The sequence below is a fragment of the Vibrio sp. L3-7 genome (assembly GCF_963898195.1).
In the GTDB taxonomy this organism is placed as follows: domain Bacteria; phylum Pseudomonadota; class Gammaproteobacteria; order Enterobacterales; family Vibrionaceae; genus Vibrio; species Vibrio echinoideorum.
Genome location: NZ_CAWQUW010000014.1, coordinates 1 through 24,217, shown reverse-complemented (window position 1 = coordinate 24,217; position 24,217 = coordinate 1). Strand labels below are relative to the sequence as shown.

General features: G+C 43.3%; 21 protein-coding genes and 4 pseudogenes. 9 read left to right on the top strand and 16 right to left on the bottom strand.

Annotated features, from left to right (window positions below; genetic code table 11):
- Positions 1-113 precede the first annotated feature (113 nt).
- Positions 114-578: an Lcl domain-containing protein gene (locus AACW75_RS12285; RefSeq protein WP_339385035.1), complete on the top strand. Its 465-nt coding sequence runs from the start codon at positions 114-116 to the stop codon at positions 576-578.
- A 585-nt stretch (positions 579-1,163) separates the two neighbouring features.
- Here AACW75_RS12285 and AACW75_RS12280 read toward each other — a convergent pair.
- The gene (locus tag AACW75_RS12280) at positions 1,164-2,057 is read right to left on the bottom strand and encodes a dihydrodipicolinate synthase family protein (protein WP_237297818.1); all 894 of its coding nucleotides are present in this window, start codon (positions 2,055-2,057) and stop codon (positions 1,164-1,166) included.
- A 235-nt stretch (positions 2,058-2,292) separates the two neighbouring features.
- Between AACW75_RS12280 and AACW75_RS12275 the strand changes: the two are divergent.
- A pseudogene (locus AACW75_RS12275) lies at positions 2,293-2,471 on the top strand (IS256 family transposase); the annotation flags it as partial.
- A gap of 9 nt (positions 2,472-2,480) precedes the next feature.
- On the opposite strand, the gene AACW75_RS12270 reads toward AACW75_RS12275, so the two are convergent.
- The 8 genes and pseudogenes from AACW75_RS12270 to AACW75_RS12235 all read right to left on the bottom strand — a co-directional run.
- Positions 2,481-3,413, bottom strand: coding sequence for an ATP-grasp domain-containing protein (locus AACW75_RS12270; RefSeq protein WP_017100375.1), 933 nt, complete (start codon positions 3,411-3,413; stop codon positions 2,481-2,483).
- Between the two features lie 16 nt (positions 3,414-3,429).
- A complete protein-coding gene (locus tag AACW75_RS12265) occupies positions 3,430-4,170 on the bottom strand; it encodes an SDR family NAD(P)-dependent oxidoreductase (protein ID WP_017100376.1) in 741 nt (246 codons plus the stop codon).
- 9 nt (positions 4,171-4,179) lie between these two features.
- A complete protein-coding gene (locus AACW75_RS12260) occupies positions 4,180-5,352 on the bottom strand; it encodes an MFS transporter (RefSeq protein WP_017100377.1) in 1,173 nt (390 codons plus the stop codon).
- A gap of 88 nt (positions 5,353-5,440) precedes the next feature.
- Complete coding sequence (gene cysK, locus AACW75_RS12255) at positions 5,441-6,430, bottom strand: cysteine synthase A (RefSeq protein ID WP_017100378.1); 990 nt, start codon at positions 6,428-6,430, stop codon at positions 5,441-5,443.
- A gap of 20 nt (positions 6,431-6,450) precedes the next feature.
- Complete coding sequence (locus AACW75_RS12250; protein WP_017102335.1) at positions 6,451-7,224, bottom strand: YqcI/YcgG family protein; 774 nt, start codon at positions 7,222-7,224, stop codon at positions 6,451-6,453.
- A 2-nt stretch (positions 7,225-7,226) separates the two neighbouring features.
- Positions 7,227-8,000: an arginase family protein gene (locus AACW75_RS12245; RefSeq protein ID WP_237297817.1), complete on the bottom strand. Its 774-nt coding sequence runs from the start codon at positions 7,998-8,000 to the stop codon at positions 7,227-7,229.
- Positions 8,001-8,956: 956 nt separating this feature from the next.
- Complete coding sequence (locus AACW75_RS12240; protein ID WP_139137543.1) at positions 8,957-9,175, bottom strand: hypothetical protein; 219 nt, start codon at positions 9,173-9,175, stop codon at positions 8,957-8,959.
- Positions 9,176-9,366: 191 nt separating this feature from the next.
- Positions 9,367-9,562: pseudogene (locus tag AACW75_RS12235) on the bottom strand (transposase); the annotation flags it as partial.
- 44 nt (positions 9,563-9,606) lie between these two features.
- Here AACW75_RS12235 and AACW75_RS12230 point away from each other — a divergent pair.
- A pseudogene (locus tag AACW75_RS12230) lies at positions 9,607-10,526 on the top strand (IS5 family transposase).
- 99 nt (positions 10,527-10,625) lie between these two features.
- Here the strand turns inward: AACW75_RS12230 and AACW75_RS12225 are convergent.
- From AACW75_RS12225 to AACW75_RS12200, 6 genes are read right to left on the bottom strand one after another with little or no spacing between them, the layout of a single operon-like run.
- Positions 10,626-11,471: a DMT family transporter gene (locus AACW75_RS12225; RefSeq protein ID WP_016800130.1), complete on the bottom strand. Its 846-nt coding sequence runs from the start codon at positions 11,469-11,471 to the stop codon at positions 10,626-10,628.
- A gap of 11 nt (positions 11,472-11,482) precedes the next feature.
- A complete protein-coding gene (locus AACW75_RS12220) occupies positions 11,483-12,757 on the bottom strand; it encodes an opine metallophore biosynthesis dehydrogenase (RefSeq protein WP_017100974.1) in 1,275 nt (424 codons plus the stop codon).
- Entirely contained in the window at positions 12,754-13,533 is a 780-nt protein-coding gene (locus AACW75_RS12215) for a hypothetical protein (protein ID WP_016800128.1), read from the bottom strand. Before AACW75_RS12215 ends, AACW75_RS12220 begins: the two co-directional genes overlap by 4 nt.
- Positions 13,534-13,541: 8 nt before the next feature.
- Positions 13,542-14,309 (bottom strand): ABC transporter ATP-binding protein, encoded by a 768-nt coding sequence (locus AACW75_RS12210; RefSeq protein ID WP_017103898.1) that lies wholly within the window; start codon positions 14,307-14,309, stop codon positions 13,542-13,544.
- Positions 14,309-15,373 (bottom strand): FecCD family ABC transporter permease, encoded by a 1,065-nt coding sequence (locus AACW75_RS12205; protein WP_016800126.1) that lies wholly within the window; start codon positions 15,371-15,373, stop codon positions 14,309-14,311. Before AACW75_RS12205 ends, AACW75_RS12210 begins: the two co-directional genes overlap by 1 nt.
- A complete protein-coding gene (locus AACW75_RS12200; RefSeq protein WP_016800125.1) occupies positions 15,366-16,490 on the bottom strand; it encodes an ABC transporter substrate-binding protein in 1,125 nt (374 codons plus the stop codon). The genes AACW75_RS12205 and AACW75_RS12200 overlap by 8 nt, the downstream gene beginning before the upstream one ends.
- 193 nt (positions 16,491-16,683) lie before the next feature.
- On the opposite strand from AACW75_RS12200, the pseudogene AACW75_RS12195 reads away from it, so the two are divergent.
- From AACW75_RS12195 to AACW75_RS12170, 6 genes and pseudogenes are all read left to right on the top strand, one after another.
- Positions 16,684-17,252 (top strand): annotated as a pseudogene (locus AACW75_RS12195) (transposase).
- 1,178 nt (positions 17,253-18,430) lie between these two features.
- Positions 18,431-18,862 carry a hypothetical protein gene (locus tag AACW75_RS12190; protein WP_102258042.1) on the top strand — a complete coding sequence of 144 codons (432 nt, stop codon included), beginning with the start codon at positions 18,431-18,433 and terminating at the stop codon, positions 18,860-18,862.
- Between the two features lie 51 nt (positions 18,863-18,913).
- Positions 18,914-19,399: a RadC family protein gene (radC, locus tag AACW75_RS12185; RefSeq protein WP_237297816.1), complete on the top strand. Its 486-nt coding sequence runs from the start codon at positions 18,914-18,916 to the stop codon at positions 19,397-19,399.
- A gap of 99 nt (positions 19,400-19,498) precedes the next feature.
- Positions 19,499-19,795: a hypothetical protein gene (locus AACW75_RS12180; protein WP_016800122.1), complete on the top strand. Its 297-nt coding sequence runs from the start codon at positions 19,499-19,501 to the stop codon at positions 19,793-19,795.
- Between the two features lie 221 nt (positions 19,796-20,016).
- A complete protein-coding gene (locus AACW75_RS12175) occupies positions 20,017-20,460 on the top strand; it encodes a lytic transglycosylase domain-containing protein (protein ID WP_029203697.1) in 444 nt (147 codons plus the stop codon).
- A 567-nt stretch (positions 20,461-21,027) separates the two neighbouring features.
- Positions 21,028-21,387 carry a hypothetical protein gene (locus AACW75_RS12170; protein ID WP_016800120.1) on the top strand — a complete coding sequence of 120 codons (360 nt, stop codon included), beginning with the start codon at positions 21,028-21,030 and terminating at the stop codon, positions 21,385-21,387.
- 17 nt (positions 21,388-21,404) lie between these two features.
- Here the strand turns inward: AACW75_RS12170 and traI are convergent.
- Positions 21,405-24,217: conjugative transfer relaxase/helicase TraI (gene traI / locus AACW75_RS12165; RefSeq protein ID WP_237297815.1), on the bottom strand; the 2,813-nt coding region annotated here is incomplete at its 5' end.

Sequence of the window (24,217 nt, the reverse complement as noted above, 5' to 3'; positions counted from 1 at the left end):
GGACACCGGATGAACCACAGACAGCAACGGTCACGCCTACTGGTTTATTGTCTGGGGACACAGTCGCCACCACGACGGTTGAGGCTTTCCTAGACGGAGTCACCAGTAACACAGTGGACGTGGAGGTCTATGCATGTAGGAGTACGGGAGCTTCATGTCTTGACATCTTCGATACTGGTAGTGGGAAATTGTTTACAAATTCACCATCCAAAACGTTCCTAGATAGTAGAGGAGGCAGTACAAATAAAGGTTTTACACAAGAAATAGGAACTTCAGGTCCTACTGGGGATTTCTATATTTTCGATTGGAATAACGCAGATTCATTGTGTGACACATATAATTCCAAGAGTATTGCAGGACGAACCAACTGGCGTTTAGCTACTGTGAATGAGTTAAGGGGACTATTCAACACAAATGGAAATATGTTTACTGCTCGTGGCTGGGCAGTCAGGATAAATTACTGGACATCAACGTCTCGTGGTCCGGGCTATGCCAATATATCTCTCAGAAATGGTCACTCTGGGCTCACTATGCCGAGCGACGACTATCTTTACGCATCGTGTGTCTCTGTTCCTTAGCGGCAAACGTCTGAGTCTTAGATTTCTCTCTCAAAACCACCTACCTCGGTAGGTGGTTATATTAGTGATTTTAATAAAGTGCTTGGCAGGTACTTTAATACATTAGTTAGTTATCAAGATAAAACCTAGGCAGATAGATATTGAGATGAACTGGTAGTCTTCTTCGATGAAATAACCTACCAGAAGTGCCGAAGTATATTGATGATGTCAGCTAACTTAAATATCTTGGTTATACCTATTATTGGTATTGTTTCTGGATATTACCTTCTAAAAGAGGGTGTTTTAGGTTTTGACTTATTAGGTATAAGTTTTTTGTTGTCGGCAATTGCCATCTGTAGTGGATAAGGGCATTTGGCCAACAACATGCAGGGTGGTCGTATGGTTGTAATACTAGAAGTAATCCGCAAAGTCAGGATGTTCTATGGTTCGTAACTCAGAAGTGTCCAGCTTCGTGCTGACAGGGTAGATCACATTTTACCCGTGGCAGCTAGATTAGTAAAAACACTGACACGGTTTTGGTCCAAAGCTTGCCATCTTGATTTTGGGTCGAAAAATCCCGTAAGAAATTTCACTCTACATATAGTGTTAAGCGAGATCTAACTCTGAGATAATTTCTTGCAGAATGAGCTTGGATTCACTATCTAATCCTGTCAAAGGGGTTGGTAAACATGGGGATTCAGCATAGCCTAATATTTCTGCCGCACTGACCATCACCCTCATGGCACCGAGATTATCTGAGAACAATTGCCACAGTCTGTCATATCTTAGAGAGAGTTCTTTCGCTTGCGCAGGGGAAGAAATTTTGGCTTGCTTAAATAAGTATAGAGCGGTGAGTGGGAACAAACCTGCTAGGACGGAATACCAAACGTCACATCCTGCTTGAATGCCATTTGAAGCGAATACGTCACCACTAACTCCAATCGTTACATTGCCTGGCAGTAGTTTTCTGAGAGCTTGAACTCGGCATCCACCCTGATCTTCAAATTGCGCACCAGGGAACTTTATTGACTGCACCATTTGTAGCTTTGCAATCTCAGCATGGAGTTCGTGACTAAAGGTAAAATGGGTAGCAGCTGGGTTGTCGTATACACAGATAGGTACCGAAACGCTCTCCGATACACGTCGATAGAGTTCATAGACTTCTTCATCGAATAACCGATGATAAGAAATAGGCGCGAGTAAAAGACCTTTTACGCCGAGCTGCTCTGCTTGCTCAGCATTAGCAAGCACATCCCTTAATCGTAGCGACCCGATGCCAGCCAAGACAGGAATTTCTCCTGCCATTTCAACTGCTGTAGCAATCGCGTTATGTTTCTCTGATGCGTTTAAATACGGATATAAACCTGTTGACCCTAAGGCACATATAGAATCAACCCTTGCGTTAATTAAACGGCCAAGAATCTGACTATAAGCGGTCACGTCGATTCGTTCATCCGACATCGGGGTGATCGGGAAAGCACTGATTCCTTTAAATATCATAGATAAATTCCTTTCATTATGTGTGTTTACCGAGTGTTATGCGACCATAATGAGCCTATCGCAAATACATTAAACAGGATGGTAAAGATAGACAATGATCTGCACAGCCAAGACTGGACACCAAATTAAGTGACTTTCCATACCTGTAGTTATTCATGACTTTCTAATTTAGCAAAGGTACTGATTTATTTTTGTCCAGAAACTTCATAGGCTAAATTTTTATCCGTCACTTTTTATCTCGAAAGCCGTCAACAAAAGTAAGCTATTCCCAACGGATGAAGTGGCAGGGAAGACGATCTTCTTAGCGATCCAGGATGTCTCCGTACAATGGACGATGCCCATATAAGCAAATGGCGACAAGTTCTGAACCGCTTTATAATTATGTTCGAAGACCGATTAACTGCTTATAGGTAACCAGGGCAGTTACAAAGAATCCTTTATATATACAGGCTTTGGGGCTTTATCAATAATCGACTGCACAAATATATCAACGCATTCAGGCGTAAGTGGTAGGCTTAGTGATGGTTCGGTTATCTCAAGTTCCAGCAGCAGCGGCCGACCATTTTTACCTTCAATGAAGTCTAATCTCGCGTACAGAAGTGGTTGAGAAAGACCAAGATTGCTTTGTACTAACCTCAATATACGCTTCGCCAACGCCTTCTCTTCACTATTCGCTTCTTTTAGCTTGCGAAATTCCATGTCCGGCGTTTTAGTCTCACCACGTTGTGCGAGCAAAGGTTCCTTCTTAATCGCATGTGAGTACGTATGATCAAAGTAAATCATGTTCGTTTCACCATGCTCTTCAATCGTATGTAGGTATGGTTGAATAATGACGCCCTTACCTAGTCCTAATAGGTAACGCACATGCTGAGTTATTTTGTCTAAATCTTCGATGGACAGACGAATGACACCGAATGAATAGGCACCAACTGTTGGTTTAATCACGACTTCGTGAACTTTCCAGTAGTTATCTTGAAGATTAGCAACGGCTGCTTGAATCTCAGTTTCTGAGTAGATGATTTCTGTCGGGACAATTGGGACACCCTGCTTCTCGAGTTGTTTCAAATAACTCTTGTCTGAGTTCCATCTGATCACCGATAGAGGATTGAGCAGTACTGAACAATTTTCAACTTGTTGGCAAAATTCAATGAATGGCTCAATTTTCTCCATATAGGTCCACGGTGATCGCAGGACAACCACATCATACATAGCCCAATCGTGGTTGGGGCTATCCCAAAATATCACATCAACTTCCACGTCAGTACGCTTAAAAGCGTCCAGAATATAAGGCATATCATAGTCGACAGCTAGGCTATCACTATCTGAGACTAAAGCGACTTTCTTTGTTGCGAGCATTTAACTATTCCTTTTACTACCAGGGAAGAAGGGATTCCATGTGAATAAACTGACCACTCACTAAGCTGTCAGCATCAAGTGCCACTTTTATCGCTGTGAGGGCTCCTTCTTTTGGGGTTAACATCCCATCGCCATCGTTTAAGTCGGTCTTTGTATAGCCGGGATGGATGCTATTTACCGTTATCGAGGTATCTCGAAGCTCATAGGCGAGGTGAGCAGTCCAAGAATTGAGGGCACTTTTTGAGGCACTGTACGCTGGTAGAGATTTAAATTCATCCGTGTATGCGTATGATTTGGTGTCACTATGTAACGTCACCGATCCCAATAAGCTCGATACATTGAGGATTTTTCCTTTCATTGAGCGCTTGAGTAAAGGTAAAAAGCTGCGGGTTACGTTTACCGTACCAAACAAATTTGTATTGAACGTTTCAAACCATTTTATGAGTGGTTGTTCAGACGGCGGTGTGCCATATTCTTCAACCCTTATTGCTGCGTTGTTTATAAGTATATCGACCTTACCAAACAAGGTTTCAACGATATGGACGGCTTCTTTGATAGATTTGTCGTCGGTAATGTCCATACATAAGCAATAGACTTCGATACCTTGGAGGTTCAGGTTAGCAGCAGCCTCTTTAATTGCTGCTGCTTTTCTACCAGCAAGCAGTACCTTATGACCTTGCTTGCCAAGTTCTGCTGCAATTTCAAAACCGATCCCTCTGTTTGCTCCTGTAATGAGCGAAATCTGTGAGTCTGACATTCAGCCTTCCTAGCTCTTAACTTTCATAAAGTGAGTTTGTTTCTTCCCTTCTATCAACTTTCCGACGACAATAATGAAACAAAGAGCCAGTAGAAGTGTTAGAAAACTGAGTATCGCCATCCAGTTACCGAAGCGCTGCGCTATGAATCCGGACGTAATTACAGGTATCGAAAATCCGACATAAGAATAGATGTACATGCCAGCCGTAGAGCTTGCCTTGTCGATGTTATGGTTACTCGTAAACTTAAGTAGCCCCGCCATATATGTGAAACCATAACTTGAAAGGCTAGTGCAACTGGCTCCGAAAAGAATGATCGTGATAGATTCATGATAGTAGCCAAGTGCTATGAGGCTAAACCCAAATACCGTAAAGAAACATCCCAATATTAGGCTTGAGTTTGGGTGCAAGCGTTTAGCAATGTGTTGAGTCAAAAAACCAGTGCAAATAGATAGGAAAACCATTAAGCCAGTCCAATCGCTTAAACCCATCTCATTGAGAAGTATTGGTACGATTGCGATGACCATACCCGTTGTAGCCCAAGCTAACATCATGCCTAAACCATACGACCACGTGTTGGTGGGGAAGCAAGGCAATGTAATGAGTTTGAGATTTGGTTTTATGGTTTGGTTGCTCGGCAATCGAACCAGCAACAACAACAACAAAGAAACGAGTAGAAATAGACTGAGGTAACTGTATGGCAGCACTGTCATGCCAGCTACGTTTAGGCTCACACTTGTCGCAAGTGCACCACTACCAAACCCCAACGACGTAGACGCGGCCACTAGCAACGTACCAAATTTTTGTTCTCGTTCATCAATAAGGTCGTATATATACGCTGAGACTGAGGTTGTGGTTAAGGCGGTAGCAACACCCAATAGCAGTCTTGCGACAAATAACGAGGTCCAATTTGGCTGAATGACGAGCAATGCCGTTGCCCCCGCACTTAACAATAGTGCAAGGAATATGGGTTGCTTCCTACCTACTTTATTTGAAATACCCCCTAGCATTAATAGAGTAGGCAATAGACCCAATACATAGGCAGCAAAGGCGATGGCGACCGCCGCGGGGCCCATGTTACTGTTTTCGGCATAAACACTGTAAAGAGGTGCTTGAAGGTTTACAGAGTAGGTCACACAGAACATGACCAACGCCAACACACTTAATGAAATTCGTTTTTCCATACGAGTATTCCTTTCGTTGATAATTATCGTTGATAGCGTTTACATGTCACGTGTACTATTAACATAAATCCAGTATTTAGAGGGTGAACTATGCATTACATTCAGCTGTTATAGACTCTTCGCTCCAAGTTGTAATAAAAGGGTCCGTTTCTTCATTACCAAGTTGATCAAACAACTCAGTAGACAAATATCTTTCTCCTGTATCTGGTGCCATTGCCAATATCACGCTTCCTTTAGATGCAGATTTAGCCACTTCTAAAGCTGTAGCTACCGTTGCCCCGGCAGAGATACCAACAAGAATGCCTTCGTGACGAGCTAAGTCACGTGCCGTCGTGATCCCCAAATTTCCATCAACAGTGACAAGGTTATCCACCACACTCTTATCCAGCACACTTGGTATGAAATCTGGGGTCCAACCTTGGATGGGGTGAACTTTCCATTGGTCCTTTGCGAGGATCTGAGCACCTTTAGGTTCTGGGACGACAATTTCAACCTCCGGTCGTGCCACCTTCAGCATCTGTCCAATACCCGTAAGAGTTCCGCTTGTACCAAAGCCTGTGACAAAGTAATCCAAACGCTTACCAGAAAAATCACTGAGTATCTCACTTGCTGTCGTTTCACGATGATAAGCAGGGTTAGCTGGATTATCGAACTGGCGGGGTCTGAACCATCCATTCTGAGCTGCAAGCTGGTCGGCAATTCGATTACCGCCGCTACTACCTTGTTCACTTGGGAACAAGATGACTTCACCACCGTAAGCGCGAATTAGCTTCCTGCGTTCTAGCGAATATCCATCCCCCATTACGGCGATAAATTTGTATCCTCTGGCTGCGGCAACCATGGCCAAGGCAATTCCAACATTACCTGAAGTGCATTCAATAATTGTGTCGTCTTTCTTGAGCAAACCTTTTGTTTCAGCGTCTAACACGATTGAGAGTGCAAGCCTATCTTTGACTGAACCAGCTGGGTTGAAAGACTCCACTTTGACATAAACCTCGACTCCCTTTGGAGCAAGATTGTTTAGTTTGACAATTGGAGTGCATCCAACAGTTTCTGTTATTGAGTTATATAAAGGCATCTACGTTCTCTCGTTAGTTTTTATTTGAAGGGACACAGTCTTGGTCGTTTCACACTAGCTTCTTGCAACTGATACTGACGCCATTCGAGGTTTTCTTCTTCTCCATAAAACCCCAACTCAGTTGGCATCACTCCGTTGTTGTATTTTTTGACACGATTTCGAATACGCTCTCGAGCCTGCCTGCCACCTTTCGTTTCACCATTAGCGACCATGTCAAAGACCTCCCTTGCGTTAATCACAAAATTAAGGCGTGAGCCGAGATTCCGATTTCTAAGCACTTGATGCTTGTCTGAGCTCATGTTGATAAACAGTTCGACACCATTAAAGCAGTATGTCCATTTAGATGCCTCGGGGTCGATAGGTATATGCCTAGGCCATTGAGCGACATCGTGCTCATGCGTCCAATTTAAGACTTCCCAACCAAGCTTGTGCGGTGCCATTGAAAGTGAAAGGTCCGGAGAAAAAAACACCACTAATGGCGAGAACATACGCTTATTAACTGGAGTGGAATTCAACATGTCCGTATAAGCAATCAGTCCATGCAAAAACGGGTAGTAAGTGTTGTGTTCATCCGACTCACAAAACAGCACTTGGATAGTCTTAGAGTTCCACGCTCTGCGGCTAAACAGGCAAGGGAACTCAGGGGCGCTGACTCTCTTACTGAATTCTTCCCACGCTTCCTTCTTCCAGTTTGAAAACTGATTCAGTTCTTGCAACAGTTCTGCATGTGTATACAAGGTTTTATGTTGCTCATTAGGCGCAAGAGCCGCAGGGTTAGTTTTGATGATTTCCATGACTATAAACTCTTATTTTTTTTGAATAGCGCATCCACGGCTTGAATGATGAGATCTAGTCCTTCTGTATTGGCTACTGACGAGTGGCTATCTGCACAGAACTCAGCAAGTTCTAAGCCCATAATTTGGTTGTTAGGAAGTGACTCGAATAGATCCAATAATTGGGCGACTTTCAAGCCTCCCTCGACTTTGAAGTCAGCGGAAATCTGCCCCGGGTCCATAACGTCCCAATCCACATGAACCCAGACTTTGGAATCACCAATGAATTTGATGACTGACTCTGGCGTCAGAGTTGAAGGGGGAAAGTGCATGAGACCTGCATTATTAACGTTGTTAAGTTCTTTTTCATCGATGTCATGTACGCCAATTAAAGCAACATTATTAGGTTTAACTCCCGCGCCAAAACCGCTATCCCACAGGCCGCATGTAGCAGCCAATACCATCCCGCCGAGATAACCGGTTTCTGTCGTTTCAGGGGTATTAAAGTCACTGTGTGCATCGATCCATAGGACCTTTATGTCAGGAAAAGTCGATGCAACAACGGGCAGTGTCGCTAAGCTCGCTGAGCAGGTATTTGATGCAAATAGGACAGGGCTATCGCCAGTGGCTAGTAAATGGGAGATTTTTGTCTGCAACAGAGCGAGGGTCTTTCGAGATTCCTGGAGTGCAACACTCCAATCATCCGATTTCGTAGGCGATCGTTGCCCTACGTAGTTAGGTGTAATGTCATAATATAGAGCAAGTTTATTTGCTGTGAGCTTTGCGCCCTCGAGCATACGATCTGCTCTGTCCGCGACACGTCCTTGAGAGCAGAGTATTTGAAAAGGCATTTAGAAAGACGTCCATATATTAAAAATGAAGTCTTTTTATAGCTCAGCTAGATAAATATAAAAAAATAATAATGATTATTTATTATCAAAATAACTTTCAATATTAATTGAATTAATAAAATCCCATATATTATAAGGGTTTTTATTGACTTTCCGTATTCTCGTTTTAACGTGTTGTAGGTGAGTAAATTTGGCCACTAGGCTAGAGGTTTTACAAGACCTTAAATAATTCATGAAATATTAATTTAATAAAACGTGTAACTCAGAAATGTCCGTGCGACCTGAAGTCGTATGAAACGTTGTTCACCACGAAGGGTGAACCATCTGTACTACCAGATGCCCCTAGGAGCCTGAATAAAGAAGCGGCTCTGACAATGTAACGAAGCTTGGTTGTTGACTGAGCTGGAAGAATCGTTAGAGGACGTTCCTCCTGACAACCACAAGTCGGGTGAGTGCTAGGGGGGCAATATGATGAATATAATGAATCCATTTAAGGCGCGTTATATGATGAAGCAGCGGAAGTGGTTAATACGCTGTAGCCAAAAGGCAACGAGAGTCGGGAAGAGATTGGACATTACTCTTTCGTGGTCATTGCACTCTCCGCACCATTGTGGGCATCTAAGTTGACATTTTATGCGGCATACGGAACAGGGCAAGCCTGTATATCTCCCTATGGGAAAGCAGCCTGTAAAGGTTGCCGATAGGTATGCAGGTAAAGGAGGTTAGAAAAAGCGAATGCTACTTTGTAATGAAGTAGATACAGGTTATATCTGGCGCGAAAGCGAGCTGACTTCTAACTGGTCTCCCGTTGCGAGATAGCTTGAAGAACTTTATTAAAGAAGAAAAACAAATGATGATTTCGAATAAAATCAGTGCGTCTTCTGACAGCGAACCGTGGTTTCTTATTCATTAAATGGCCATTGGGGCAGTTTTAAAGCTTTAAGTGTGTATCGCAAAGGTAATTTTGTTACTGGGTGCTTAACGATGCCTTTGTGGAGGCTTGAGCCGTATGCAGTGAAAGTTGCACGTACGGTTCTGAGGAGGGAGGCATCTGGGAACAGGTGCCGCCTATCCGACAGAGGCGTTTTAGCGATAATCGCCGTTAACTGTAATTTCGTCATTTTTAGCCTGTATTCTGGAGTTAAAGTGCTCCTGGATAAGAGTAACTTGGCGTTCATGTAAAAACAGTGTGTTCAAATCTACACCCCTTTCAAGAGGGGCGTTTTTCATCGATAATTTAGGCTCTTAGCGAAAACAAATAGTAATCGGGAAGTATTCCAAAAAATGCCCCTGTATTTTCAATTTTTCACCACACAGCCAAGTTAAAAGATTTTCGCTTCTTAAGCTCAATAAGCCATGAACCAAAATATTTTTCGACCGACTTATCTTTCCATAAAATTGACCTTGCGGCATGGATAAATAGCGTTCTCAGTTCTTTATTTCCTCGTTTTGATATTCCAAGTAGCGTTAACTGGCTTTGTTGCGTAATTCAATGGAACTAAATCAAGAACCTACGATCTGATCAGCTACGTTCACTACTTCTCGTAGCTCTATGCCTAAACCTCTTTACAAAACAACCAACTGGAAGCAATACAACCAATCACTCATTAACCGTGGCTCTCTGACCTTTTGGATTGATGAAGAGGCGATAGCGGGTGGGCGCAAAGCAAACAGAATAAGCGCGGTAGGCCACGTCGATTCAGTGATTTAGCTATCACGACAGCACTCATGGTGAAACGCGTGTTTTCTATGCCACTGAGAGCGTTGCAAGGATTTATCAACTCGATATTTAGACTGGCCCATGTTCCATTAAGCTGTCCGCATTACACCTGCATCAGTCGTAGAGCAAAGCAAGTTGAGGTCTCATTTAAGACAAAAACGAAAGGAGCGATACAGCACCTAGCCATTGATGCGACTGGCCTAAAGGTTTATGGCGAAGGTGAATGGAAAGTCAAAAAACACGGGACGGATGGCAAGCGGAGAGTCTGGCGAAAGCTGCATATTGCAGTTGATACAAGCACTCATGAGATCATTGCCGCCGAGCTAAGTTTATCAACGGTTACAGATGGTGAAGTACTCCCGAACCTACTGAAACAAACACGCCGAAGTATCCTTGAGGTGTCTGGTGATGGTACTTACGACACGAGAGCATGTCACGCTGCTATTAAGATTAAGCGAGCCGTTGCGCTTATTCCCCCAAGAGAAGGGGCTGCCTTCTTGGAGCGTGGTCATCCTCGAAATCTCGCAGTGGGTTGCCAGAAGTTATACGGCTCAAATAAGTATTGGAAAGAGCGGTATGGATACCACAAACGTTCACTCTCAGAAACAGCGATGTATCGAGTTAAACAGTTGCTAGGAGGGCAACTGAGCTTAAGAAATTACAATTCACAGGTAGGTGAAACTTACGCGATGATAAAAGCGTTGAACAAGCTTACTGGGTTAGGTATGCCTGAAACTTGTCGTATTGACTAAAAAGTATGCGAAACGGGGTGCATCTATCTCTAAATTTAATTACGCAACAAAGCCTTCCCTACTCTCTTTGATTAGTTTGTTTTCTAGGTGGTACTCAGATCATTGAATAATATTTTTTTTCTTTAGCGAGAGGGAAATAGATGTTGTTATTATTATAAGAACGCCACATGTGCTCATCCAACTAGGGATTTCATACCAAAAAATAACCCCCCAAAGTATATTGAAGACCAAGCCGATATAGCGGGTGACTGCAACTACAGCGGCGTTTTCATGACTGAATGCCTTTGTTAGGAAAATTTGCCCAATGAGCGAAACAAGACCAATGGCAATTAGATAAATCCACGCAATTCCCTGTGGAACCACAAACTCATCCCTCATCAAGTAACCGGATACCAACATCGAAGTGAAAAGAAAATAAAACACAATCTCGTAAATATGGTGCCTCTTACTCAGGTGGCGAATAGTGATAGAGGCAGCCGCCGCAAAAAAAGCACTCGCCACCCCTGAGAGGGCATACAAATTAAATGTGTCAAAGCTAAATGGATTTACAATTAAGGTAACTCCAACCAAAGTGAGCGGAAAAAGGAATGCTACTTTTTTAGGGGCTTTTTCTCCCAAAATTAGGTTGGAAAGTAATATAACGAAGAACGGGGACAGGTAAGCCAAAATCACGGCGTCCGCTAGCGGCATGTGGGTAATCGCGTACACAAAAGCGAGCAGATAAAACGCCCCAAACAGGCCACGAAGCAAAAGCATTGGTATGCCCGTGGTAGAAAACCTGATACTCGCTTTCCACATTAAACCTAAAATCAGAACGGTTCCTATTGCGCTTCGGAAGAAGACAATTTCAGAGCTTGGAATCGTCAAACTGGCCGCTTTAATAAGTGCGTTCATGACACTAAAAATGAACGCAGAAAATATAGTTAACGCTACACCGTTGTTCATGATGGGTTTCTTTAAAGGTCGTATGATAGACGCACCCAACCAAGGTATTGGTGCGCTTGAGTGCGGGACTCTTCAATCAAATGGTGAGGGAGTTGAGAGCTACTTAACCAAGATTCGAATATACCTAGCACACGGTTAACGCTCGGTAATGCAATCCCATGCGCTCTGCCTAAGACTTGAAGCCAGTAAAGATTCTGTATATCTTCTTTAGGTATTCGAGGTAAAGACAACTTGCCTTTTTCCACCTTACCTTTGGCATAGGGCACGGCAGAGAAGTTGAAGTAGCACCCATTTTCATCCGGCTTAGAAAAAGGATCGATCAGAATCGCGCTGTATCGTACGTAAACCAAATATTCCTGCGCTATTGGAGTGAGCGACATAAACTGCTCAATTTGACGACGACGAATGGTTTCTGGATGCACAGGGTAGTTGTCATCATTGAGAAATTGTAACAAGTTAAATGGTGTTCCGTTAAAGTGAAGTATCAATCTTGATATATCGCGCCATAGCTCAACCAAAATGTGGATGGTTTCGGTTGTGATCGGTCCCTCAGGGAAAAGTTTGTACATGTACTTAACTTCTCTCGTCTCACTTAAGATATGATTGAGCGAGAAAGGGGTCATAAAAAATGCGGGATGAACGAAAGAGGTAATGTTTCGTCCTTCTACGCTAAACCCATTTTCCAACTCGACAACTTCAACACCGATATCCGCTAAAGTTTGAGTCAGTAGCTCTAGGACAGGGCATTTTTCTTTACTTGAGTAAGCATAAATACGTTTTTTAACCGCTTTGGTAAGGACACGAACGCCAGCTTGTTCCGTTATAAATTTAGTGGCCGCAAAGTAATTGGAAAATATCAGTACGTTGGGGGTTAAATTCAGTTCTGAAAACAAGCCTTTTACAATCCGGTGCCCACCAAATAAGGATGAAATGAGGACTACTATTTTTGTGGAACTCAAACACGATTTAGGTAAAGCCAATAGAACCGCTGAATAAGCATGAGATGGGGTGCCCAGAACCAACGTATCCCATTGTCCGCTTACATCGCGTAAATCTTCAAAAACCGCATCAAATATCACCTGCCCAGCCATTCGCTTCAAAGAGGATTTGGCAGCGAAAATATGCGCAATACGTTCGTTGTGTAAGCTTTCGAACATCGGCTGCCAGCGCTCTGATGAGCGGTTTACTAACCCAAGTTGCTCGCACTGGTTTCTGATGATTTTTGCTGTCTGAAATGCGGCTGGCCCTGTGCCAACGATTAACACTTTTCCTAATGAAAGAGTCATTTTGCGCGCTCCATCAAGACGGTGTCATATATCGCTGCATCGTTATGGATCTGTTGTGTTTCCCACCCATCCATTAGGTTTGGGTTGAAAGGGTAATTGAAGGCGGACTTTAAACCATTACCGAATCGAACTAATACTCGGTGAGAGTGGTTAAGATGAGGTCTAAGCTGTCTGAGTTGTTCCCATTTATGTTCCACTAAAGAGGCTACTACAACATGAGTTGGCCGGAAAGAGGCAAACTCAGTGATTAGATCTTTGCAGCTAAAAGTGGTTGACAAGTTGAGTTGGTTGGCCATTTTCACTGCCTGCTCATCAAGATCTATACCGTGCACGAGAGCGCCTGTGCTCTGAGATATAGTGAAAGCAGAAACCGGATAGGACCCTGAGCCAATAAACAGGACTCGAGAGTTGCTTTCAATTCCTGCTTTTTTTAGTTCAATTTTTGTGTTTTCAGAAAGTTGGTATAAATATTCGCTGATGTCGATTTGATGCTCTCTGGCACACTGAGACTGATGTTTTTCCAATAAACACAGAGCTTTTACAGCAGTTTCACGAAGCTGCTTGATTAAACGATCGTACTCAGGGGTCATATCAAAATCATCGCTAATGGTTTTAAAATTTTCTTGCAAAATCCAAGCGCAAAACTCATCAATTTTTTCTTGCAAAAGGACAAAACATTCACAATTTTCAAGGCTGTAATGAGTCAGGGTTTGAATTTGAGATTCAAACGTGGATAGAGAAACTAATAAGTGATATTGCCTTTTATTCATTGCCATAAGAATGCCTAATCTGTTTTAAGGGCTCGAACTGGGGTGACGTGGGTATGTCCATGAACGCAACAACCTACGTCCACATGAATCTGATAGATTTTCCCCAGCCTTTCAGAATCGAGCACGTCTTCTGGTTTACCGCAATATTGAACTTCACCATCATTCATTAAGAGAAGATGGTCGCAGTATCGAGCAGCGAGAGAGAGGTCGTGTAGGACCGCAATTGTGATGATATTTTTGGCTCGGGTATATTGACGAACAAGGTCTAAAATTTGGACTTGATGCTTGAGATCTAAGGCGCTTGTTGGTTCATCTAAGAGCAATACCTTGGGCTCAGCAACAAGAGATTGCGCCAGTGAAACCAGCTGTTGCTGACCACCGCTTAGTTGAGAAAACTGTCTAAGGGCGAGATTTCTCAAACCTAGATAATCAAGGATGGCGTCTGCTTTTTGTTCTTGTTCAAATGTGATGTTCCAGCTCAGTTGATGAACCAAGCCCAGTAAGACAAACTCAATAACCGTTAATTGACAGGGAGATTTGTTGAGTTGACATAGGTACGAGAAGGATTGTAGCGGTAATCTCAGCCCGTCCTCCCCACTTGAATTAATCTTCCCATCAGAAGGAATGATGCCCATGATAGCTTTGAGCAATGTCGTTTTTCCTGCGCCATTGGGCCCTAAAATGGCGGTAAATTTGCCACCCAAAAAGTGGGCATCTACCTTCTTTAAAACGAGTTTTCTTCCAATTGGAACGGCAAGATTTTCTATTGAAAGCGACGTCATTAGATAAACCTCCTGCTTATCAGAAAATAAAGAAGGATCGGCACACCGACTAAGGAGGTGACGATACCAATTGGTATGATAGTGCCTGGGACAATCAACTTAGCAACAAGAGACGAGGTACATAAAAGCAACGCTCCCATTAATGCCGCCAAAGGTAAGTAGAAACGCTGATCTTCGCCTATTAGCATTCTTGCTAGGTGAGGAGCAACCAAACCAATGAAACCAATGGTTCCGACAAACGACACTGCTCCTGCAGTTAATAAGGAACACAGTAAAAACATCTGTAGTCTTAACTTGCTGGTCTTTATTCCCAAGGCGAGTGCACGCTCTTCGCCTAAAGTGAGGGCGGTGAGTGCCCATACCTTAGATAACGCAAAGACCAAACCGAACAGGAAAACGGCTCCTGAAACAAAGAAGGACAACCAACTCGCCTTCAGTAGACTGCCAAATAACCAAAAAACAATTTGCTGCAGCACTTCTGGTGATGCCAAATATTGAATTAATGACTGTAAAGCCTGGAAAAAGAAGAGAACGACAATACCTGCCAAAATCAGGATTTTTGCGTCCATATGTCGGCTGCGACCAATTATATAGATCGCCATACTCGCTAATCCAGATGTCAAGAAAGCGGCAAACGGCACGCCTAACCAATGCAAACCAAATACTGAAAAACCGGTTAAAAAAGCTATGGCTGCACCAAATCCAGCAGCAGCAGAGATACCAAGGGTATACGGACTGGCAAGTGGGTTGGCTAAGAGGGTTTGCATTAGACCGCCAGCGAGGCCGAGTGAGGCGCCAACCATAAGACAGGTGAGAGTGATGGGTAACCGAAGTTGCCAGACAATAAGTGTTGATAAGCTGTCACCAGAGGGACCACCTAGGAGGGCTTCAACAACTTGTTCAATGCCTAGCCACGATGAGCCAGTACCAAGATCGAATAAAGCGGAAAAACTCGTTGCCAGAAAAGCGCCTAGCAAAATCTTAATTCTTTGCTTCTGCATTCTTTGATAAATAGCGCCGCTGGAATGATTCAGGTCAGACGATGCTTTCATGCTTTCATTCATGAGTTACGCCCACCTGAATCATGAAAGTGCCTTTGAGCGCTTGCGGCATGTAGTTCCTAAAAAATTCTTGGTGCAATTTCTTAGGTTCAATATCTTTAAATGCTTCTGGGTAAATAGACTTTGCTAGATACAACAAGAAAACGTGGTCGTAAATAGTACGTGTTCCTGAGTGGTATATACCGTAGACGTCACCATTTTTAACTGCCGTCAGTTGATTCCAGCCAGCACGATTTAGGTAGGGGCGGTATCTAGTTTGCGCTTCTTCCATTGTGCTGTTGAAACCAAGCAGGGCGCTGTCGTTATGTTTAACCCAGTGAGCACCGGATATAAAGATCACTTCTGGATCTTGACTCAAGATATATTCAGGCGTTAGGTGGGCAGAACCTTCAAACATCCCATGGGCAAGGTTATCGGCCCCCGCCATTGTCAAAAGGTTGCCCCACATTGTCGTCGAGTAAGATTTACCGTATTCATTTGGTCCACCTGTACCTGCTTCCACATACACACGGCGTGCCGTGTGGTTTTCCAGATGCCTCGTAACACGTTGTTTAACCATGTTTACTGTGTTTTCGTATTCCGTTGCAATCGATGAAGCGCGTCCTTCTGTCCCCATTACTCTGCCTATAACACGTGTGCTAATGACGTGTTTTTCAAGCGTTTGAGCATTGAAGTCTACAACGACAACTCTGATACCATTCTTTTCAAGTATTTCAACTTTTTCACCAAGGGATTGATATTGCCACGCCGCAAGAAGTGCAACATCAGGTTTAGTTAACAAGAGTTTTTCGAAATCAAAAGTACCTGTATAAAGAGAACCTGAATCAATAATCGTTTCTAACTCAGGAATGATTTTTTTATAGGTGGTCCATTGAGATTGACGGTAATCTTTCCAAGAGTGTCTTGGGAAAATAGCCACTTTTTTGTAAGCATCTGGTCCAGCGATCGCTAGGTAATCCTCAAAATAAAAACCTAGGAAAATTTTTTCTGCCGGCTTTTCTAAAGAGATGTTTCTACCGAGCACGTCTTTGAACTGAAGAGCTGTAGAAGCAGAGGCCATGTCACCCAAAGCCAAAGTTGCCAAAAAAAGTGCTTTTACTTTTAAAAGGTGTCCTTTCATTCCCTCGACCTCAAATAGAACACTAATTGTTATAATGTAACAATGGTTCTAGGGTTGAAAAGATATATATTTATTATTTATATCTATTAAATATAAATAATAAAGCTAGGTGGATTTGTTGTTGCGTAATTCAATGGAACTAAATCAAGAACCTACGATATGATCAGCTACGTCCACTCTCTCTCGTAGCTCTATGTCTAAACCTCGTTACAAAACAACCAACAGGAAGCAATACAACCAATCGCTCATTAACCGTGGCTCTCTGACTTTTTGGATTGATGAAGAGGCAATAAGCGGTTGGGCGCAAAGCAAACAGAATAAGCGCGGTAGGCCACGTCGATTCAGTGATTTAGCTATCACGACAGCACTCATGAAAAGTCAAAAAACACGAGACGGATGGCAAGCGTAGAGTCTGGCGATGGCGCGTACGACACGAGAGTGTGCCACGCTGCTATTAAGATTAAGCGAGCCGTTGCGCTTATTCCCCCAAGAGAAGGAGCAGCCTTCTGGGAGCGTGGTCACCCTCGAAATCTCGCCGTGGGTTGCCAGAAGTTATACGGCTCAAATAAGTATTGGAAAGAGCGGTATGGATACCACAAACGTTCACTATCAGAAACAGTGATGTATCGAGTAAAACAGTTGTTAGGAGGGCGATTGAGCTTAAGAAATTACAATTCACAGGTGGGTGAAACTTACGCGATGATAAAACCGTTGAACAAGCTTACTGGGTTAGGTATGCCTGAAACTTGTCGTATTGACTAAAAAGCATGAGAAACGGGGAGACTCTGTTTCTAAACTGAATTACGCAACAAAGCCAATAATTATTGCGAAGGTGTAAATAATTTCTTGGCTTAATTAAAATTGATTTACGCTAGAAAGGCATTGTGTCATTAACGCACTATAACTAAATATCTTGATATAACTACTCTAAGTGGCAAAGGGTAGAGCACACATATGAATAATTTAATAAAGCACCGCACGGTTTTCATCACCGTTTGATTTGGATTTACATGGCTCGCACCACGTATGAAGGATTTTGATATTTCTTTGTTGCGTAAATCAGTTGAACTAAGTTATCGGGACCGATTAAGAGAAACGGATGTGCTATTTGGAGAAATAGTACATCACAGCGCTGAAGTGATGACTAAGGTGAGGTCTCAAAAAAGTGAGGTAAGGACGATATCTGTTTTTATTCCTACTGGAAAATACGACAAGTGTTTGCCTTACTTATAGACGTATATACATTAACTTAGAAACTGGCTTGACTGATTTGGGGCTAACTCTAACAAGTTAGAGCTTAATCGAGCGCTTGAGACCATTAATGCTCGTTTTGAAAAAGGGACGCTGACCTTTGGCTCTCAAAAGGGAGTTACATTGAGCAAGGTGGCAGTATCGATATACCCATTCTAGTGACTTACTGACGGGTAAATGTATTTAAATAATCCTCATTCTTGGCTTCTTATCTCTTAGCTTATTGCTTCTTAGTTTTTTACGTGGGGTGAGAAATAATGAGGTGCTCTTTCCTTAGGCGTGATCCTTCGGGCAAGGCTTTCTCTTGGAGCTTTCATCTATGGCCTAGATTGGCATCACCCTAGTGAGCCACTGCGTGCCGCACCAGAAGGTGCTTCTCTACAAGCTCCTATCGTACAACCCTAAACGCCTGCGCCTCGTCAGTCTTCCTCGTTGCTGTTCGTCGTACCTCCTCACTCATTTCACTGACCTCCATTAAGTTCGAGTAAGGGCTTGTTGCCTTATGTGCCGATTTCCCTTTCGACTTGCATCATTTGATGGGGCTCGCAGGCTGTTTACCGTGCTCGCTCAGAGCCCCAATAACAAGGGTATATGAACGCTTCGCGCCCTTGTTATTGAGAACCATGAGCGCTTGCCGGACAGCCAAGCGGCTCCATAAAAGTGATACTCAAACAAAAAGGAAACTCCTCATGGCACAACGAAACTCAAGCCCAACTCTCTCTAAATCGATGTTCAGCGACCAGCGTTTCGCCGCTGGGCACGAAAGCTCACCAAAAAATGATATCTCCTGCCAGGTCGTTGAACGTGCAGTGCGTTCGACCGTTTCCGCGACTGTTTCAAAGGGACTTATTTGGGTGAATTCAACGGACTTTAATTCGAGCGTTCGAGCGGTTAAAGTGCATGAGATTTTACTTAATGAGTTTGGTTATACCGACTCTTTGATCTTGGAGGAAGGAAATAAAGGAAAAGGGGTGAGTATTGGCGTATGTGATAGAGCTACGACTGTGAAACAGATGCGAGAAGATTACGCCTATGCGAAAAAAGAAGAGAGAAACGTTGAAACGACCGCTAAGCATCAAGCGAGAGCGAAAGATCTTCTGACTATCTTGTATGGCCAATAACACGGACTGAGCGCCGCCCATCACGACTTTAAATATTAAAAGGGATCTATTATGTCTGTACTTGCTAACTACTCTAATCACAGCCTTTTCTCTGTAGAAGAAAAAGATATCTTGCACCATGCCGCGAGCATTTTAAAATCTAAGTTGTTTGTGTCAGAGCAGACGCCACTCAATTCCCCTGAATTGGTGAAGTCATTTTGTCAGGCTTCACTTGCTTCCAATGAAAGCGAAGTGTTTGGGGGGATCTTTCTTGATAGTCAGCATCGAGTTTTACGCACAAAAGAGATGTTTAACGGCACCATTGACACCGCATCCGTTTACCCGCGTGAAGTGGTCAAAGAGTCACTGGCCACAAATGCAAGCGCGGTCATTTTTTATCATAACCATCCCAGCGGTGATGCCACACCCAGTCAAGCCGATCGACGTATTACTCGACGACTGACCGACGCGTTAGCCTTGGTTGATATTCGAGTTCTCGATCATTTCGTGGTGTCTTTTGAAGATGTGGTGTCGTTTGTGGAGCGTGGTTGGATATAGCCATTAGTGAAACATGTCTCTCATTTACGCCTATTCTGGCGTGAATGACTTCCTCATCATAATGCTATAAACTGTAAGCAATTAAATAAGGTTTCTACTATGTCTGAATCAAGCAAAGTCACATTAAGCGTTGAAGAGCTGATCAACCTAACCGCTCATGCTGCCACTCAAGAGCAGTTAAATGATACGCGTAAAGAACTCGATCAGAAGATCGAAGCGGTTCGTCATGAGCTTTCAGATAAAATCGACACAGTTCGTAATGAGCTTTCAGATAAAATCGACACAGTTCGTAATGAAGTGAGTTCCCTTAAAAATCTCATTATTGCAACAGCCTTCGCTATGATTGCGACGGTAGCCGGTGCCGCGTTTTGGGTTGGCAGTCATATCAACGTTTAATATTCAAATATGTTTTCTTAAATGCCTCTTATCCTAGAGGCATTTTTTTTGTCCGAACGCTTCAACGCTCGCGCTAAAAGAATTTGAGCCAAAGGCTCGACCGCAAGCGGTCGCCAATACCGCTCTCAGTACCACAGTACGCCTATTTGCTCGATGTTTGATTCTATTGCTTTTTCATGGTGTCACTTTGTGGGTTTGTGGCTGATAGGTGGCTTTTTATGATGAAACCATTACTTTACCTTTCTTTGCTATCGCCGTGTTTCGGTTGGGCTTTTTGCTTTGATGAGGCAGGGAGATTTTATAATGTCGATCCACAGCTTTTAAAATCCATTGCAACGGTAGAGAGCAGCCTAAAACCGAATGCGTATAATGAAAATAAAAACAAAACCGGTCAAGTGATCAGTCGTGATTTTGGATTGATGCAAATTAATTCCCATTGGTTTGATCGACTATCCGAATTTAATGTGAATGAAACAAGCATCTATAACCCTTGTTTTAATGTTCATCTTGGCGCGTGGGTATTAAGTTCTAATTTTTCTAGTCATGGTTATAACTGGAACAGCGTCGGCGCTTATAATGCGGGTTTTTCAAAACGCACCGAGAACGCCAGAAAAATATACATCCAAAAAGTCCAATCGGTTTATTTTAAGATGAACGTTCAATAAAAGGCTTTGCACCATAACGGTGCAATGTCTTTGGCTTTTCCTCTCGCTTTCTTCCTTCAATTTCCAGATCCCCGCATCCCTCGTTCGTCAGATTCATTCGCCACCTGGTCGGCTTTTGTCTTTCGCTGTCAGTTTTTCCCGTCGCTTTGATTAAGGAACTCAGATCATTCGTTCTGAGTTGTTGGTTAGTTGAGTTGGTGACCACACACCACGCTAAATCGAAAACGATTTAAATGGTTGTCTGCTTTAAACATAAAGTCAATGCAATCAATAACTTATGGTATAAATAGAAGAGTGAATATTTTGGGGGGAAATTTTCAAAATTTCAACTAATTAGCCGCTGAAATCCAATGTAGATTTACATCATAAATGCATCAATTGTACTTAATCCCTTTTCGAGAAAGGTCTGAGAGCTTGTTTAAAGTGGAAGTGATGTACTAGTGATTTATTAGCAATTAACTCGATGTTTTTAATGATAAATAGTGAGCTTTTTTGCAAGCATGTGATTTAATTGTAATGTAGGTAAAGTGTTGTTTAGAGGGAAATCTAAGAAAGGATGGTGGGATTATGGCGAAAGCTTTTTCTGTACAGAGTTACATTCGGGGTGAATTGGAGCAAGATTTTAAGGTGTTCAGAGACAGAGAAAAGTTAGGTGATGCGGAAGCCGTCAGGCAACTTCTCACGCTGGCATTGAGGATCAAACTGAACGATAAGGAAGATGAGCGGCCGTCTAACCGCGAGTTGATGGAAGAGATGTATCGACGGATCAGGATGATCCAAGGGACGGGTAATTTAACCCACACACAAAGTTTTGATGGTGTCGCGTTCCATGAAAATAAAAAAGATGCAGTAGAAATGCGTAATTTGGTTTCCGCTGATGTGGATAAAAAAGTGGATGCTTATCTTGCAGGCGAAAAAAAAGGGTAGCAGCAGCTACCCTCTTATTATCGCTCTAACTCTCTGTCGATTTCTCTGTCTTCCCAATGGCTCTCTTTCTCTGATTGATTAAATTCCATCTCTTGTTGAGGTGAATATTCTTTTGGCTCAAAGTGGTCGAGTGATTGGCTGTCGAGTTCTGTTTTCTCATTATAGTTGAAGGTGTCTAATTCCCTATCCTGATGAGACGTGTGCGGCTCACTTAATTCAATGTTATGTGCACTGTTATCTCGCTCTAGTTTATCAATGCACGATTTGATGTCCTCTTTAAGGTTATCATTTGACATGAATTGGATGTCTCGGCCATTAAAGTTCTCGACGATTTTTTCAATGTTGTTCGGGTTTAAATCGTGATTGCCATGATTTAATACAATAATGATGTTCTGTCTTAGTTCATCGGTAGAGATGTTTTGAATGTCGTTCTTATGATTGAGGTTAATAATATCAATCTGTCCTTGGGTTTGGTCTCGAATTAGAAACGATTGTTCAATCGATGTGCTGATGATGGTGGTGTTTAAATTCTCCCCTTGATGGAATCTTGTTAATTGTTTGGATTTCGTCCCTAGGGTTCTTGGGTTAATGTCTAGGGAGGTATCTTTATTTCCTTGAGTGTCTAAATAGGTCACTTCAATGGCTTTGGTTTCGCCTTCTTTATTGTGGATGTTGGTTAGCATTGCAGGGTGAAGGGACCTATCTTCGGATGAATAGACCGCAGAGTGGAATTTTACATGGTTGTTTTCGATGTTATTGACACCGAGCTTGTTTAAGTACGTTTGGGCGAGCGTGTTATCAATAGGTAAGCTTTGATTTATATAATCTTTAGCTCTTTCTTCAAACTTCGCAATATGCCTAGGTGTGGTGTTGAGTAATTTTTCGTGCTTACTGTTTTCCTCCAATTGATATTTGTCCGGTTCGTTTAGCATCTTGTTCGCTTCATTCATCGCTGCTTTATAGCCCATTTCCTTATGACTCATTATAAGGTTAATCAATGCGCCTTTTTCGCCTGTGGTGTAGTCTTTAAAATACCCACGATGTTCTCCAGTTAGGGTCACTTTAATCGCGGAAGGACCTATGCCAAAGGTTAAATAATCACGGTCTGATTTGGGTTGGTTCGGCTTGCCTAATAACTGAACGGCAAGGCTTTCTGTGTATTTTGGTAGCTGCGTCTTGATGTGCTCCTTAAATAGGGCGTAGTCAAAGTCACCGCTTTTATTTTGGAACCGAACGTCTTCGTGAGGGAGGGCATTACGGTTAAAGTAGATGGTGTCTTTAGGGGGCGTTTGGTTGAGGGTTTCTATCGCACTGGCTTTATGGCTTTCTTTAGAGAGCCAGCTTTTGACCAGTTGTTTGGTGTTGTCGGTATAGAGTCGAATGTGCTGGCTGGCACGGGTCACATCGATACCGGCGCGTCTTAAATTGGTCAGCGCGCCTTTGCTTTGAATGGCGCTAATGACGTGTTGATGAGTGGACCCTTGCGCCATGTCTGCGGTTCGACTGTAAGCGTAGTCCCAGTGCCCATCTTTAAGCGCCTTAGGGTTAATGTTGAGTGTTTGTCCAGCTTTAGATTGAGCGATAACACTGCCTGGCTCTGCTTGCGTGATGCGGTATTCCACGTTGGCTTTGATACCGCGGTCTTTATCGATAAAGCGCGTGATGATTTTATCGCCCGTTGAGAGTGGTTTTTCTGACGTAGAGAACAGCGTGGTGAAGCTGTGGTCACGGTTACGCGGTAAGAACGGCCTAGTTTTACCTGTCGCCGCGTCTTGAAGTGTCACCATGCCATGCTCTGAATCCACGTGAGTGATTGTCGCGTACTCACCGGGCCTGGTGCTCAGTACTAAGCCTTTTTGATAGGGCATCATGGTGGTGAGTTCTTCTCCGGTTGCCCCGATAGAGCGCAGTCTGGTTGCAATGATATTTTCTTTGCCAAGGTCATTATTTTTCATTAACCCGACACGGATGTATTCGGTGATGGTGTCACGCTCCTTGTTGGTGTAAGCGATGATAAGCGTGTTTTCTCTGGTTTCTGGGGTGCGCTCTAGATAATCATTTGCCACAACGTAGGGCAGCTTTTCGGTGGCGGTCAACTGCGCTTTGCGTCGATCTTTATCGTTTTCATCAAGTGTCGATATCACATGTTGATGGTTCCCCTGAGTATCGGGGGCTTGCTGTTGGAGTTTATCTAGGGCGCTGAGCGGCTGCTTATCAATGGTGTTTTGCACCGCATTAAGCAGAGTATCGTTTTGCTGACGGATGATGTCAGTCATGTAAGCGGTATCGATGCGACCTTGGCTCATGGCCAGAGCAAAGGGTTTACCGGCACTGAGCGACAATAACTGCTCTTTATCACCCAATTTGACTGTTTTGGACAGACTGTCATTGACGAGCTTTGTGAACTCATCGGCTTGCTTGTTGCTGACCATGGAGCTTTCATCGAGGAAGAACAAGGTGTGTTGATAGTCACTGGCTTCTCGATTGCCTTGTCGAATGTCAGAGAGCAAGCTTTCCAGGGTTTGCGCTTTCACGCCTTTGCTTTCGAGCTCTGCTACCGCTGCGTGAGTGGGCGCAAGACCGATGACGCTTTGCTCTGGCTGCTGGCTGGCTTCTTTGACTAACTGGATAAGTTCAATATTGGATTCAAGCATGGTGGACTTACCTGTACCGGCTAACCCTTGGATGGCCACAAAGTTGTCCTTGGTGGTTGAGATAAGGGTGATGGCGTCCTTTTGCCCTTGGGTTAAGCGAGGCTTGGTATCGAAAAAGTCTTGCACCTGCTTAGGCGTTGCAAAAGGTTGATGTTGGCCTTTACCATCATCGATGT

Bases quoted from the DNA above. Each gene is read 5' to 3' on its own strand.
- AACW75_RS12270 (WP_017100375.1), bottom strand. From the start codon at position 3,413: ATGCTCGCAACAAAGAAAGTCGCTTTAGTCTCAGATAGTGATAGCCTA.
- AACW75_RS12180 (WP_016800122.1), top strand. From the start codon at position 19,499: ATGTCTGAATCAAGCAAAGTCACATTAAGCGTTGAAGAGCTGATCAAC.
- AACW75_RS12225 (WP_016800130.1), bottom strand. From the start codon at position 11,471: ATGAACAACGGTGTAGCGTTAACTATATTTTCTGCGTTCATTTTTAGT.
- AACW75_RS12245 (WP_237297817.1), bottom strand. From the start codon at position 8,000: ATGCTCGAGGGCGCAAAGCTCACAGCAAATAAACTTGCTCTATATTAT.
- AACW75_RS12190 (WP_102258042.1), top strand. From the start codon at position 18,431: ATGGCACAACGAAACTCAAGCCCAACTCTCTCTAAATCGATGTTCAGC.
- AACW75_RS12280 (WP_237297818.1), bottom strand. From the start codon at position 2,057: ATGATATTTAAAGGAATCAGTGCTTTCCCGATCACCCCGATGTCGGAT.
- AACW75_RS12260 (WP_017100377.1), bottom strand. From the start codon at position 5,352: ATGGAAAAACGAATTTCATTAAGTGTGTTGGCGTTGGTCATGTTCTGT.
- cysK (WP_017100378.1), bottom strand. From the start codon at position 6,430: ATGCCTTTATATAACTCAATAACAGAAACTGTTGGATGCACTCCAATT.
- AACW75_RS12200 (WP_016800125.1), bottom strand. From the start codon at position 16,490: ATGAAAGGACACCTTTTAAAAGTAAAAGCACTTTTTTTGGCAACTTTG.
- AACW75_RS12265 (WP_017100376.1), bottom strand. From the start codon at position 4,170: ATGTCAGACTCACAGATTTCGCTCATTACAGGAGCAAACAGAGGGATC.
- AACW75_RS12215 (WP_016800128.1), bottom strand. From the start codon at position 13,533: ATGGCAATGAATAAAAGGCAATATCACTTATTAGTTTCTCTATCCACG.
- AACW75_RS12205 (WP_016800126.1), bottom strand. From the start codon at position 15,373: ATGAATGAAAGCATGAAAGCATCGTCTGACCTGAATCATTCCAGCGGC.
- AACW75_RS12170 (WP_016800120.1), top strand. From the start codon at position 21,028: ATGGCGAAAGCTTTTTCTGTACAGAGTTACATTCGGGGTGAATTGGAG.
- AACW75_RS12220 (WP_017100974.1), bottom strand. From the start codon at position 12,757: ATGACTCTTTCATTAGGAAAAGTGTTAATCGTTGGCACAGGGCCAGCC.
- AACW75_RS12175 (WP_029203697.1), top strand. From the start codon at position 20,017: ATGAAACCATTACTTTACCTTTCTTTGCTATCGCCGTGTTTCGGTTGG.
- AACW75_RS12240 (WP_139137543.1), bottom strand. From the start codon at position 9,175: ATGACGAAATTACAGTTAACGGCGATTATCGCTAAAACGCCTCTGTCG.
- AACW75_RS12250 (WP_017102335.1), bottom strand. From the start codon at position 7,224: ATGGAAATCATCAAAACTAACCCTGCGGCTCTTGCGCCTAATGAGCAA.
- radC (WP_237297816.1), top strand. From the start codon at position 18,914: ATGTCTGTACTTGCTAACTACTCTAATCACAGCCTTTTCTCTGTAGAA.
- AACW75_RS12210 (WP_017103898.1), bottom strand. From the start codon at position 14,309: ATGACGTCGCTTTCAATAGAAAATCTTGCCGTTCCAATTGGAAGAAAA.